Genomic DNA, 12,726 nt, shown 5'->3' on the forward strand with positions numbered 1-12,726 from the left:
ATTCTTACAATGCCACCAACAAATAATTCATATTCAAAAACAAGATGATCCGTATCAAGTCTTTCAGGCTCTGTTAATAAACTTCTAGTAAAAGCATCAAAGTTTGCCAAATCAAAATTTGGACTAGCTGTTCCATCAAATGCTTTAAATTCTAAATGACTACCATCTGATAAAATAAAATCTGGCCACGACTGAGCATGGGGACCAGGTTGCCAACCAATATTATTTATCGTCATCCAATTACCAAACCAATCTTGTAATAACCCACCAATAACATCTTTAGTTGCAACATTGACATTTACCCCTAGAAGGTTGAATGAGATTGCCCCAGATGATCCAATAAGTTGCTGTGATTGTAATAATGGAAATATTGTTGTACGTAAAATCATATTGATATGTTCATTTCAACTAAAAATCCTATTAAATAATTAATTAAATTTATTTCCAATAAGACTTTTTAACTGATCCTAGCCAAAATAATGGACAGCACGTCCCTCTAAAGATAACTTAACTTTAATCTTTGGAGATTCAAGAAATGGCTATCTTGCGCAGCAATGCTGCTCAAGTCCTGAATTTAAACAGCAAGCGATTGATTATGCACTTTCAAACTCCCACGAAGCTATAGCTGCAATCGCCCAGAAATTAGGTGTGGGTTATTCAACCTTAGACAAATGGATTCGTGAAGCCAATCCAGTGGGTTCAAGCAAACGTCAACTTTCACCAGAACAACAGCGGATCGTGGAATTAGAGAAAGAAGTCAAACAGCTCAAGGAAGCCAATGACATCTTAAAAAAAGCGCATGTGTACTTTCTGACAGATCATGCCAAGAAAAGTACACGGTAATTCAAGATCTGGATGTGAATGAAGTCACTGTATCTTCTGCCTGTAAATGCCTGGGTGTCAGCACTTCAGGCTATTATGCCTGGCGAAAACGGCTTTGTTGCACAAATACCTAAAACTATGATTTTATTATATTTATTTTTTATTAAAATTTGGTAAACCCCTTAAAAATCAGTATCTTGCAAAATATTTATGCAACAAAGCCGTAGCTTATTGCAATATCAATATGCTTTTTGTCTTCTACTAAGCGTACTGTAATCTGGTGCTGTCCAATTTATCATGAGTGCTCGGTTATATGCGGGCCAATTGGTTGTGCGGTAGATTTTCTGTGCAGGCTTCTTCATTTGAAAATTATATCGCTGAAAAAGCCTTTACAGATAGGTTTGTGCAATAAAGCCTTTACACCCTCAATTATTTCCAAATTTCTTTTACTATTTCAAAAAGATCTTCTTGACGCTTTGATATAGTGGAATAGTTCCATGTTTCATAGTCAATGAGTGATAGTGTAATACGAAGTCTAGAATTTGAATAAAAAGGCTTTTTCTCACTAAAGTCTTTATTTCTAGCTTTAATATTTTTCTTATCCTGAAGAATTGTTAAATTACCAATTCTGTTTAAGTAGTCATTATATTCAATTGAATCTTTTTCGTAGAGTTCTAGCCATTCACCTTTAGGTGTCTGAGGCATAATATGCTCTATATGAGTATCTTTATTAGACCAGTCAACACTTTCACATTGAAAACGAACTATACGGCTTAGAATCATTTTAGCAACGCTAGCTTTGGGACTAGCAAGTAAAAATTCACTTCTGAATCTTTCTTCTTCTCTAAAATTCGCATGTTCTCGAATCTTATCTAAAAATTCATTTAAGTTCATACCAGATTCGATAGATTCGCTCTGTTGGTAATAGAACCTTTCTAATTCTTTAGGATCTTTTCTAAGAATACTATGTCTAAAAGTTAAAGCTTCTATAACATCTGCAATTTTGCAAAAATCACTATTACTTAATTTTTTAGAAGCTCTTAAAAGAAGAGGAAAGCATTTATTTACGCCCATAGCTTTTAAACCAAGAATATTTACATCATTATTTTCTGGATTAATTAATCGAACATAATGATTTACTGCTAATTTCAAATCATCAATAAAATCTTGAGCTGACTTTTTATTTAGTAAATCACAATAAAGGTCAAATACTAATTTTTCTGGGACTGGTGGATAATTTTTTTTATCCCAATTAGAAATACCTCTTTTTTTATCTTTTTCTCTTCTTAAATCCTGTGCTTCGTCAATAGAATTAATATAGTGAAATAAGAAAGTATCTAGATTTCCTGAATTTTTTTCTAATTCTCCTCTAATTTCGTCCCATTGCTCTACGAAATCATCAATTTCTTCTTCAAGAACACAATGACATAGTTCATTTTTTATCATATCGGCTTGTGTTAATTCTAAGCCACGTGAGTTAATTGTTTTAAAAAGTAATAATCTATCTGACTCCTTTTCAGCAGTCATAACAATAAACTCACTTTTAATAATACTTTGGGTTAAATCAACGACTCCTTCTAAACCTTTATCTTTTTTTATCTCTGCAATACGCTCTGAGAAAAAATCTAAGGTATTGTTTAAATTTTTGTGTGATTTTTTTCTACCATCTTTATAAGATTCATAATCTTTCCCACTAATAATAGCTTTAAAAAGTTTTTTATCGCGTTTTCCCGTTTCAAGTCTAGGTTCTGTACTAATGAAGTCTTCAGCAAGATTGTTTGAATCAACTACAAATAGTAAAGATCTAATTTTGTCTATTGCCTTAGTCTTATTAGAAAACTCAATCTCTTTTAAAATTGCATATAACAATAAAAAAATCGTAGTTAGTCGTTGTTGGCCATCAACAATCTCTACTTCCTTTTTACTTTCTGGTTTATATAAAAGTAATGATCCAAAGAAGTGACCTTCTTCTTCTTTTAAAGATTCCAAAATATCATAATAAAGATCTGATACTTCATTTAGCGTCCATGAATACTCACGCTGATACAACGGAACTTTAAAATATTTGTCTTCTAATATTGAGGATAATTTTTGAGGCTCTTGACTAACTTTCATTTTCTTGCTACTAAGTCTTGAATTATAAAGAATTTTATAATATCAAAATTTATTAAGATTGTAGACGGGGTTCCAATGGTTGAATGAAGAGCCAACGACTTTATAGACACTTTTTAGTTGGGGAAATTAGGTTCTTAACATAAAATCTCTTATGCGAAACAGAAGGTTTTCTTCAAATCCTCAAAGCTTTTACCATAAATAAAATCAAAATCTTTGATCTTTAGATTTCTAAATTTCTGCTCATATTTAACTGAATACAAAGTTACATAAGGCTCATCACCAAGATATAACTCCTTACAATAAGCAAAATCTTCTTTACCGTTATAACGGCTTTGTTGCACAAAGATTTCATAACTATATGATTTTAAAAGTTTTGATTATTTTTTGATCCAAAATTAAATTTATTTAAATCAGATGCTTACATATTTATGCAACAAAGCCCGTTATAACTATAAATAACTAAGCTGTCATATAGTGCAATCAAATCATACTTAGAAATAAAGCTATTTTCAGCTTTCAATTCAAAAGTGGAAACAGAAGAAGATGTAGGTAACATAAGAAACACCTAAAAGAGCTAATATCTGATTTAGGCTCACTTGGACACCTAGCTAAGAAAACAAGTTTAAAGCAGTTCCCAAAGAGCTAATATCTGATTTAGGCTCACTTGGACACTTTATCCACGAAGCAACAACCGATTTGGATACTTTCAACTCATTTGCAATCTTTCGACAACTTAATCCTTTTAAATGTAGTTCTTTCGCCTTTACACGTAAGGGCTGATATTTTGCAGATCTCACTACTCCGCCCTTTATACCGCCTAACTTCCCTTTTCTAGATTGACGGTCAATAAATTCCTGATAGCAATAGGCGTCTTTTTTCCAACAATATCGTGCAATGGATTTAGCAATGCCTTTTACTTCACCAAAAGTCATTGGGTTGGTAAGCCCTTGGTTAAGCCCTATGCAATGCTGAACTACACAATCAAGCCAGGATGTATATGTACTCCCTCGATATTTTCGTATTTCTTTATATGCCCAATGCCTAGCCGTATTGAATACAAAACAATTACGCCCTAAACCTATCGCTTCGTCTTGTTTAATCTCTCTATTAACATCTTTCCATGTTAAGTCTAGATTTCGAGCTAGTTCACTTAAAGTATAGGGTTTTTCTCGCAAGCTAGTGGTTTGCCAATAACTTGAGATAGGATTCTTTGATACCAAACTCACATATGCTGGATCTGCATTAAATAACTCACCTAATTTTTGACGAATAGCATTTGCATAAAGGATAGGCTTTTGACGACTAGCATCAGTTGTATAAACAGGTGTTTTTAACTGAAAAAGTATATGTGAGCGCCCATTATTAGGATTGGCAACTAATAAGTTCGGTAATGGAATTCCAACTAAGCCATATAATATTTCTGATAATGAAGACTCATAATCCAAATCAAATACTAGATAATGTAAATAGTATGGACTATTAGGTTGTATATATTTGTACTTTAAAGAAATTTCTTTAGGCCTGATAATAAGACCATAATCCAAATTATCTGAACAGTAAGGCTTTTTAGGTAATCTGTCTTGAAATTGATCAAGCAGAAAAGATAATTGTTGCATTTGCTTATCTTCACTATTTGCAAATGCACAATGAACATGTATTATTAATACAGTTCATGTGCAAGCATGTTCTAAGAATTCAAGCCCTGTAACTTCCTGTCCGGCAAGATTGAAAGTTATGGGGCTTTTTCATATCTGTAATTTATACAATATAGCTAACTTATAATTCAATTCAACCAAAAAAGTACATATAAGATAAAACTTTTTTCACAAACTTACGTAAGTTAAATAAATTACTTAAGTTGCGTAAATTCACTAAACGTGTGAAACCATTGATCTTCCTTATTATTCGGCTATACTTAAGTTAAATAAGTTACGTAAGTTAAATAAAAATGATCATATTAGTTGGTGGTGAAAAAGGTGGGTCTGGAAAAAGTTGTTTAGCCCAAAATCTAGCAGTTTATTTACAAGCAAATAATCGAGATATCTTATTACTCGATGCAGATCCACAAGGTACGACAACTGACTGGATCAAAGAACGAGATGAAAATTCAGCTGTAAAAAGCATTCCATCAGTACAAGCTTCAGGGAACATTCGACAAATCCTAATGGATTTATCGAAGCGATACCAAGACATCATTATTGATGCTGGTGGACAGGATTCTGAAGCCTTACGTTCGGCAATGACTGTTTCCACTCATATGCTTTTGCCTTTCCGTCCTAAAAGACGAGATCTAAAAACATTAGTACATGTCGAAAAATTAATACGTCTTGCAAAAGCTGTTAATCCTGAACTCTATACGAGAGCAGTCATTACTCAATGTCCTACTTTACCGAGTCAAGTTCAACGCATCTTAGATGCTAAAGAAGCATGTGAATCGTTTGATCTCATCCCATTAAATAATTTTACGTGTAATCGAAACATATACGATGATGCTGATGAAAATGGATTATCCGTTTTTGAAATGTCATCTGATGAAAAAGCCAAGCAAGAAATTGAACAAATTGCAAAAGAATTTTTAGGAGATCTCTAATGGCTTTAAAAGGTTTAAAAAGAGAAGATCAAACTTCTAAAAATGAAAAATTAGTGAATGATTTTATTTCTGGCGCATCTAAAAATGTCCAAGAACTAACCCCATCAAATTCTAAATTTCAAAGATATACCTTTTCGTTAACAGAGGATGTAAGTGAACAGATTAACGACTTGAAAGTTAGATGTCGTGTTGCTAAAGCAAACCGATCTATCATGCTCAAAGCTGCTATTAGTCAACTTAATACTTTATCGGATGAAGAGTTGCACAATTTGATCAAGAAAGAGTTAGGTTACTGATTCTGAGCCACCTCAACGGTGGCTTTTCTATTTTCAGCTAATGCTATATTCCTTATAAAATACTTCTAAAACTACTGAATTGAAAAATCAATAACTTATAATATTTTTTGCAATTTTTGGAAGTATTTACATAAAAATTACTGTTTTACATTTATAAATCATATATTTATTTCAAGAAACACCCTCAAAAAATCTAAATTATTTTTAGTGGCATCCTGTAAGGTGCGTATGGTGTGTATAAAAAAAATCGGTTGAAAACCGATTTTAGAGCGTCAACAAAATTAAGGCTTTCAAGTGATCAAAAATAAACCTTCGTTCAATAAGAAAAAGTGGCTGAGAAATCATCTAGACGATGTTTTACGCCTAAAAAAAGAGGGTTTGACCTATCAATCCATCATCCAAGTGCTAAAAAAAGACTTAAACATGCCCTTTGATTTGGAGGAATCACTCTTAAGTCGTTATCTCAAAGAGTTTGTAGAAGATGAATCAACCACTTTAAAGACCAAAACAGCCCTAACAAACAAAGTTGAACGTCAGATAGACCGGCTTACTCGTCAAAATAATGAAATACAGAACCTAAAACGTCGTTTAGACCGTATGGCTGAACGTGAAATGAGGTTTGAAATTGAAAATAAGAACCTAAAAGAACGTAATCGGATTCTAGAATACAAATTCCTAGAAGGTGAAGGACGCTTCCAAGACCTTCGACGCTATAAAGGACTTCATAACTCAAGATGGAAAATTGGCGATTTAGAAAAGAAAAATGATGAGCTATTCCAAACGGTTTTAATGCTTGAAAGACTTTCTGAACGATTAGCAAAGCCTCATGAAGAAGCGGATGAGAAAATTAGACTGCTTGAGAGTGAAATCTCTCAGATCAAAGGGGAATATGAACAACTAGAGCAGAATCAGCTACTGTCCAATCAAAAAGTTAAGCAACTTGAACAAACAATTAATGCCTTAAAAAATGAAAAGCAGGCTCTAGAAAAACAACTTGCCGAAAAAGAAACGCCTATTATTCACCAAGACCAAGAAAAAATTGAGCAACTAACGCAGGAACGTCAGAAGTTTCTGCAAGAAAGAAACCAACTACAGATGCTCTCAAAGCGTCTAAAAAGCGATTTAAGCAATTCTGAGCATCACCTTAGTGAAGTATCGAACCTACTGCATGAAAGCCGAAGTAACGTAAAACATAAAGACTTATGGCGTGTTTTGGCTCTAAGCTTTGGTTGCTTGGCTATTATCTTCTTGTTGATGTTTATCTTTCTCTAAGACCATATTTTATTTGGACCATTATTTCAGTCCCGAAGGGCTGAAATTGGCTCGAATAAAATGAGGGCATTATGTTTTTTGGCTAAACAAAGTCGTGGAACAATGATCAATAAATAGGCGTGGAACATTAAAAATCATAAAAAAAGCCTGATTGCTAAGAATCAGGCTGCACTCAATACTATAAATTATTGAAATAAAACAATTAATTTAGAGCATTTCGTATAAGCTGTATTATGTTAATTTTAGAAATTCTAAAAACTAAATATTTTTATATAACCTAGATTGAAGCATAACAAGAAGGGCAACGTTCATTGTCCATTCCATAAGGATTATCTTCATCTTTAACTAAGTCATATACACTTCGAATAACCTCACGGCAGACTGGGCATATTGCATAATATTCACCATCTTCTGGAACTTTAAATCTGAAATCGTAAATTTCATCTATATCGATTATGTGTTCATTAATAATTAATTTATCCTTTCTATCAGATCGTATAACAATTCCGTCAATTTTACCTTTAACTTCATTGGTATATTGAACATCATCCATATAAAAAACATAAGTAAATTCGACTTCTTTCCCCAAGTAATATTGACTAAAACCATTCGCTAAAGTTCTATCAAATGTCATTTTTTCCATATAAAGCCCATTACTATTATGTGAAAAATAATCTATTTAACTTCTTAAACTATGAATATTTATTTTTTCGGCTATCCGTATGATAGGTGGTGATCAAATAATCATTCTCAGTGATCACAACAATTCCTCCTTTATCTAGCAGCTTAGAAGTGACTGCAAGTTTTTTTTGAAGTTCCTGTCTATGCTGAAGAATTAATTTTTTATTCACGACAAATTTATCACCATCAATAGTTCCATACTCCAAAGCATATTCAATCATAGCTTTAGTTACACCACGTTGAGACATTCTTTTCATGAAGTGATTTGTCTTTTTCATAATCTTCTCTCCAAAAGCCATGTAATTAATTTACGATATTAATAAATACATAGTCAATATTTTAATTATTTTTATTGTATCTATTGACGTATCTAATTAAATATTTAATTATGTATCTATTGAATTGTTCAGACTATGGATAACCTTCTATGAAAGATAATGAAAAATTAGCAGGAACTTTTGATGATTTTATTGCTGATAAAAGTCTTAATAACTTTCTCACTCTTGGTATGAATGCCAGAATCAATATGGAGGAGAAAAACTCCAAAAGTGTTTCTGTGAAATTCACAGAACAACAAAAGCAATTATTGGATTGCGTAGCAAAGAATCTAGGACAAAGTAGAAGTAAAGTTATCCAAGAATTAATTAAGTCATATATGGATATTGCGTATTCATCTTATTTAAGTGGGTTGTATCTCCAAGGAGATCTAGATATGCGTCATGTATTTGATACTAGTGGATTTAAATCTCATCTAGATAAGGATGCAAAATTTGATCCTTGTATTCCAAGATACGTACTGCACTCTCTTGGGCTTACCAATATTTTATTAGATTGCTATTCAAACGAATTGGAAGGAGAGAATCATGAATAATTATTTTCAGGAATTAGGTAAAATTCATTCTCAACAAGCAGATGAGCAAGTCTCTCCAACAACACCTATATCATTCCAAATATCAGAGGAACATTTAAAACGTCTAGATTTTTATAGTAGTCGTATGGGGTTGAATAGAACAAATTTTTTACATTTACTAGTTAATGAAAAAATTTACGAAGCACTATGGGCTTATGCAAAAGCTGCTGGAAAAACTATAGATGATCTAGATCTGTCAAATCTTTCAGAAGACTCTAGAAGAATTTTACAAAGAGAGTTTACTTTAAGAACATCTGACAAAGACGACTCAAAACCTACGTCATAACTTAACATAATGGCTGTTATACGAAATTAATGGATGTCCGTATAGATTACTTGCATATTGTATTCGATCGAATACAATATAGTGAGAAAACAAGGAATCCTCATGATTGAAATTAAACGTCTGCCAGAGTTTGATGAATGGTTGGATGGCATTAAAGACAATATGACCCGTATTCGCCTGAATCGTAGATTGGATAAGGTTCAACGTGGAAACTGGGGAGACATTAAACCTCTCCAAGATGGCGTTTGGGAAATGAGAGAATTCTTCGGTTCTGGATGGAGGATGTATTACATCCAACATGGTGACGTAGTGATTGTAATGCTTGGTGGAGGAGATAAATCGACTCAACAGCAAGACATCGATCGTGCAGTCAAATTATCTAAAACATTGGAGGATTAAAATGGTTAAAGTCGCTGATTTACCAAGTTTTGATATGGCTGAGTCGCTCAAAACTGAAGAAGACATTGTGATGTATCTCAACATGGTTCTCGAAGAAAATGATCCTGCTGAATTAGCCCACGCACTTGGTGTAATTGCCAAAGCTCGTGGTATGACTCAAATCGCTAAAGAGGCAGGAATTGGACGTGAGGCTCTGTATAAAGCACTTCGTCACGACTCTGCACCACGTTTTGATACGATTAATCGTGTAGTGAATGCTTTAGGTTTAAAGATCACAGTACAACACGCCTAAAAATTTAAAAAATATAATAAAAATGGGAACTTAAAGCTCCCATTTTTGACTTCGCATAACGTGTATTATGTTAATTCTAGAAAAAGTCTGGAATTAGTATTTTTTTAGAATTGGTTGCGGACTTTTGAATCGAGGATCTATACGGATACCTTGTGCTTTTAGTTCTTCTTCCTTTTGCTTATCCATTTCTTCCTTTTGTTTATCAATTTCTTCTTGTCGCTTGCTTTGCAACTCTTTTTCTTTTTGCTTATCCATTTCTTCAAATATACTTGGTATATTTGATTTTTTCTCTTTATGTACTTCTTGCTCTATAATTTTCTGTTTCCTAGAACGTATTTCTTCCAATTTTTCTATCTCTTTAGCCAACACTAACTCATTTTTACGGAGTTCTTCATTTTTTATTTCTTCAAGATAAATATCATTTTTTATTTCTTCTGCTAATAAACCAATATACAAAGCATGTGCTTTATCTAAAGAACCATCAGACTTCGATAGTGCTATGGCCCATAAACCAGTTCTCTTTTGTCCAGTAGCAATTTCTCTAATCGCTAATTCATAAAATGTTTGTTCATTTTTTTTATTTATTATCATATTTGCTTTCAATTTTTTAAAAAAGCTCATCAGATCAGTTCTCATCTAAAAATATAATTTCATATTAATTCAATTAAAAAATTAATAAATGTCTTACTTGAATAATTACCTATTTAACATAATGGTGGTTATACGCAATACACTTGTATATTAATATAAATATCAAACACTTAACAAAACCAGAAAAATCTAAAAATGCACAAAAAGCCGATTTTGAAACAAGTCGGCTTTTTTATGATCGATTTTGATACTTTCTGCCAATAAAATCGGTAAAAAAATTGACAATATAATTTATATAAATTATATTATTTATATAAATTTGATTATTTGGATAATTTAGCTATGAATGAACAACAAATATATGACCGCATCCGATTGGCTATGAATGAAGCACCTCGAAACAGGCAAACTGCTGAATTACATTTACAGATGATTAAATATGCAGATGAATTAAAAAGTATAACTTCTAAAGAGTTTTGTCAGGGAGTGGGTCTACCACTTAGTTACGGTACCGAATTTAGTAAAATGCGAAATATTACAGAGCGTTTAAAATTGGCTGGACTTAAGGTAAATATGATTTAAAAGCTAAAAAGGCTTAGTCATGACTAAGCCTTTTTAATTTCATATAACGTGTATTATGTTAATTTTAGATAAAGTTAAAAAGTAGTGGAACCTCTTAGAATTAATTGATACCATTACGAATTAAGTAAAACCTGATGTTTTAAATATGCAGTCTATTAAATTTATCGACTTATTCGCAGGCATGGGCGGATTCCGATTAGGCTTTGAACAAGCTCTGTTAGAACAGAAAAAACAGCCTATTTGTGTATTCAGTTCAGAAATTAAGCCTTACGCAATTCAAGTCTATAAAGATAACTATAAAGATGAAGATGTAGCTGGAGATATTACTCAAATTGATAGCTCACAGATTCCTGATTTTGATGTGCTACTTGCAGGTTTCCCATGCCAAGCATTTAGCAGTGCAGGAAAACGTCAAGGCTTTCTTGATACTAGAGGAACTATGTTCTTTGAAGTTGAAAGAATACTTAAAGAAAAAAAACCTAAAGGATTTATCCTTGAAAATGTTGAAGGTTTAGTAAAGCACGATCTTTTAAATAAGACAGATGAAATGGGACAGACTCTGACTATCATTCTACAATCACTTAGAAACCTTGGCTATTTCGTTTCTTGGAAGGTATTTGATGCTAGTTATTTTGGTGTTCCTCAAGCAAGAAAACGTATTTACATTACTGGATCTCTAGATTCGACTGTAGATTTAGAAGGTTTTAAACCTCAAATTAACAGTTTAGAAACTGTCCTTGAAAAGGATAAACCTTTACTGCAAGGGAAGTTAATCGACTTATTGTTAAGCCATTATTCAATTGAAGACTTATACGGAAAATCAGTCAAAGATAAACGTGGTGGAGCAAATAATATACATAGTTGGGATATCGAGCTAAAAGGTTCTGTATCAAAAGATCAAAGAGAACTTCTAGGTAAGATTATGCGTGCTAGAAGAAATAAAAAATGGGCTGAATTAAAAGGTATCCAATGGATGGATGGTATGCCTTTGACAATTGATGAAATTAAAACATTTTATGAGCATCCTAATCTTCAAGAAATGCTTGATGATCTTTGTGATAAGAAATATCTAAAATTAGAACATCCTAAAGATGTTGTCACCTATTTAGATGACAAGGGTATAAAGAAGCAAAAACGTGAATATAGAGAAGACATTGAAAAAGGCTATAACATAGTAGCTGGAAAATTAAGCTACGAAATTAATAAAGTTCTAGACCCTAAATCTATAGCACCAACACTTGTTGCTACAGATTTAGATAGAATCGTTGTCCCTGATGGAAAAGGCTTAAGGTTACTAACAGGAACTGAACAAAAACGACTTTTTGGCTTCCCTGATGACTATCAGGTAAATGTAAAACCGAAAGATGCTTTTGATCTTTTTGGGAATACAGTAGCCGTCCCTGTAGTTAAAGCTGTAGCAAATCGTTTATTAGATGCTGCATTCAATAGTAAAGAATGTCCCAAAAAAACTGATATTCAGCTAGAACTTATCTAACTACAATGCGTGTCCTGTCCTTGCCAAGTAATTTGATTGGACTGTATTCAACCAAGTTGGATATCTAGCTGGGTAAAAATGCTGTAGAGCTTGATCTAACGCGATAACAAAATCTAATCTTTGTCCGAAGAAGGTAACTCTAGAACTATTTGTTCTCCAGTTTTTAGGTCGAATATTTACTGGGACACCTTGCTTCACCTGTAAATTTAAAATATTTGTGGTAGATGGCCCCGCCATCTCCCATATTTTTTTTATCCAAATATTATTAATTCTTACAATGCCACCAACAAATAATTCATATTCAAAAACAAGATGATCCGTATCAAGTCTTTCAGGCTCTGTTAATAAACTTCTAGTAAAAGCATCAAAGTTTGCCAAATCAAAATTTGGACTAG

The 12,726-nt window shown here is 32.6% G+C and carries 17 protein-coding genes and 2 pseudogenes; 10 read left to right on the top strand and 9 right to left on the bottom strand.

Annotation, left to right across the window (positions count from 1 at the left end; all coding sequences use genetic code 11):
• On the bottom strand, positions 1–389 hold a 389-nt coding region (locus tag FTT78_RS13215), incomplete at its 3' end, for an NgoBV family restriction endonuclease (protein WP_180169983.1).
• Positions 390–516: 127 nt separating this feature from the next.
• Between FTT78_RS13215 and FTT78_RS13220 the strand changes: the two are divergent.
• Positions 517–935 (top strand): annotated as a pseudogene (locus FTT78_RS13220) (transposase); the annotation flags it as partial.
• 110 nt (positions 936–1,045) lie between these two features.
• Here the strand turns inward: FTT78_RS13220 and FTT78_RS13565 are convergent.
• The 4 genes and pseudogenes from FTT78_RS13565 to FTT78_RS13235 form a co-directional block, all read right to left on the bottom strand.
• Positions 1,046–1,184, bottom strand: a pseudogene (locus FTT78_RS13565) (IS5/IS1182 family transposase); the annotation flags it as partial.
• A 67-nt stretch (positions 1,185–1,251) separates the two neighbouring features.
• A complete protein-coding gene (locus FTT78_RS13225) occupies positions 1,252–2,937 on the bottom strand; it encodes a DUF262 domain-containing protein (RefSeq protein WP_180044541.1) in 1,686 nt (561 codons plus the stop codon).
• A gap of 149 nt (positions 2,938–3,086) precedes the next feature.
• Positions 3,087–3,278 carry a hypothetical protein gene (locus FTT78_RS13230; protein ID WP_180044543.1) on the bottom strand — a complete coding sequence of 64 codons (192 nt, stop codon included), beginning with the start codon at positions 3,276–3,278 and terminating at the stop codon, positions 3,087–3,089.
• Positions 3,279–3,545: 267 nt separating this feature from the next.
• Complete coding sequence (locus FTT78_RS13235; RefSeq protein WP_179991621.1) at positions 3,546–4,553, bottom strand: replication initiation protein; 1,008 nt, start codon at positions 4,551–4,553, stop codon at positions 3,546–3,548.
• Positions 4,554–4,885: 332 nt separating this feature from the next.
• On the opposite strand from FTT78_RS13235, the gene FTT78_RS13240 reads away from it, so the two are divergent.
• The 3 genes from FTT78_RS13240 to FTT78_RS13250 all read left to right on the top strand — a co-directional run bounded on the left by FTT78_RS13240 (position 4,886) and on the right by FTT78_RS13250 (position 7,095).
• The gene (locus FTT78_RS13240; protein ID WP_179991622.1) at positions 4,886–5,527 is read left to right on the top strand and encodes an AAA family ATPase; all 642 of its coding nucleotides are present in this window, start codon (positions 4,886–4,888) and stop codon (positions 5,525–5,527) included.
• Positions 5,527–5,823: a hypothetical protein gene (locus FTT78_RS13245; protein ID WP_179991623.1), complete on the top strand. Its 297-nt coding sequence runs from the start codon at positions 5,527–5,529 to the stop codon at positions 5,821–5,823. The genes FTT78_RS13240 and FTT78_RS13245 overlap by 1 nt, the downstream gene beginning before the upstream one ends.
• A 294-nt stretch (positions 5,824–6,117) precedes the next feature.
• The gene (locus FTT78_RS13250) at positions 6,118–7,095 is read left to right on the top strand and encodes a hypothetical protein (RefSeq protein WP_180044545.1); all 978 of its coding nucleotides are present in this window, start codon (positions 6,118–6,120) and stop codon (positions 7,093–7,095) included.
• A gap of 277 nt (positions 7,096–7,372) precedes the next feature.
• Here FTT78_RS13250 and FTT78_RS13255 read toward each other — a convergent pair whose 3' ends face one another.
• Positions 7,373–7,738 (bottom strand): hypothetical protein, encoded by a 366-nt coding sequence (locus FTT78_RS13255; RefSeq protein ID WP_180044547.1) that lies wholly within the window; start codon positions 7,736–7,738, stop codon positions 7,373–7,375.
• A gap of 49 nt (positions 7,739–7,787) precedes the next feature.
• Positions 7,788–8,054, bottom strand: coding sequence for a DUF4258 domain-containing protein (locus FTT78_RS13260; RefSeq protein WP_180044548.1), 267 nt, complete (start codon positions 8,052–8,054; stop codon positions 7,788–7,790).
• A 149-nt stretch (positions 8,055–8,203) separates the two neighbouring features.
• Here FTT78_RS13260 and FTT78_RS13265 point away from each other — a divergent pair, with 149 nt between their 5' ends.
• The 4 genes from FTT78_RS13265 (at position 8,204) to FTT78_RS13280 (ending at position 9,663) form a co-directional block, all read left to right on the top strand.
• On the top strand, positions 8,204–8,647 hold the full coding sequence (locus FTT78_RS13265) for a hypothetical protein (protein ID WP_180044550.1): 444 nt from the start codon (positions 8,204–8,206) through the stop codon (positions 8,645–8,647).
• Entirely contained in the window at positions 8,640–8,972 is a 333-nt protein-coding gene (locus FTT78_RS13270; RefSeq protein ID WP_180044553.1) for a hypothetical protein, read from the top strand. The genes FTT78_RS13265 and FTT78_RS13270 overlap by 8 nt, the downstream gene beginning before the upstream one ends.
• Positions 8,973–9,074: 102 nt before the next feature.
• A complete protein-coding gene (locus FTT78_RS13275) occupies positions 9,075–9,371 on the top strand; it encodes a type II toxin-antitoxin system RelE/ParE family toxin (protein WP_004647749.1) in 297 nt (98 codons plus the stop codon).
• Between the two features lies 1 nt (position 9,372).
• A complete protein-coding gene (locus FTT78_RS13280) occupies positions 9,373–9,663 on the top strand; it encodes an addiction module antidote protein (RefSeq protein ID WP_134245015.1) in 291 nt (96 codons plus the stop codon).
• Positions 9,664–9,756: 93 nt separating this feature from the next.
• On the opposite strand, the gene FTT78_RS13285 is transcribed toward FTT78_RS13280, so the two are convergent.
• Positions 9,757–10,284 (bottom strand): phage tail tape measure protein, encoded by a 528-nt coding sequence (locus FTT78_RS13285; protein WP_180044555.1) that lies wholly within the window; start codon positions 10,282–10,284, stop codon positions 9,757–9,759.
• Between the two features lie 312 nt (positions 10,285–10,596).
• Here FTT78_RS13285 and FTT78_RS13290 point away from each other — a divergent pair, with 312 nt between their 5' ends.
• The gene (locus tag FTT78_RS13290; RefSeq protein ID WP_180044557.1) at positions 10,597–10,836 is read left to right on the top strand and encodes a transcription factor; all 240 of its coding nucleotides are present in this window, start codon (positions 10,597–10,599) and stop codon (positions 10,834–10,836) included.
• Between the two features lie 145 nt (positions 10,837–10,981).
• Positions 10,982–12,331, top strand: a complete 1,350-nt coding sequence (dcm, locus tag FTT78_RS13295) for a DNA (cytosine-5-)-methyltransferase (protein WP_180169984.1) — start codon at positions 10,982–10,984, stop codon at positions 12,329–12,331.
• Here the strand turns inward: dcm and FTT78_RS13300 are convergent.
• Positions 12,332–12,726, bottom strand: a 395-nt coding sequence (locus tag FTT78_RS13300; RefSeq protein WP_180169985.1) for an NgoBV family restriction endonuclease, incomplete at its 5' end; no start/stop codon positions are given.

This window comes from Acinetobacter sp. YH01011 (assembly GCF_013420785.1).
In the GTDB taxonomy this organism is placed as follows: Bacteria; Pseudomonadota; Gammaproteobacteria; order Pseudomonadales; family Moraxellaceae; genus Acinetobacter; species Acinetobacter towneri.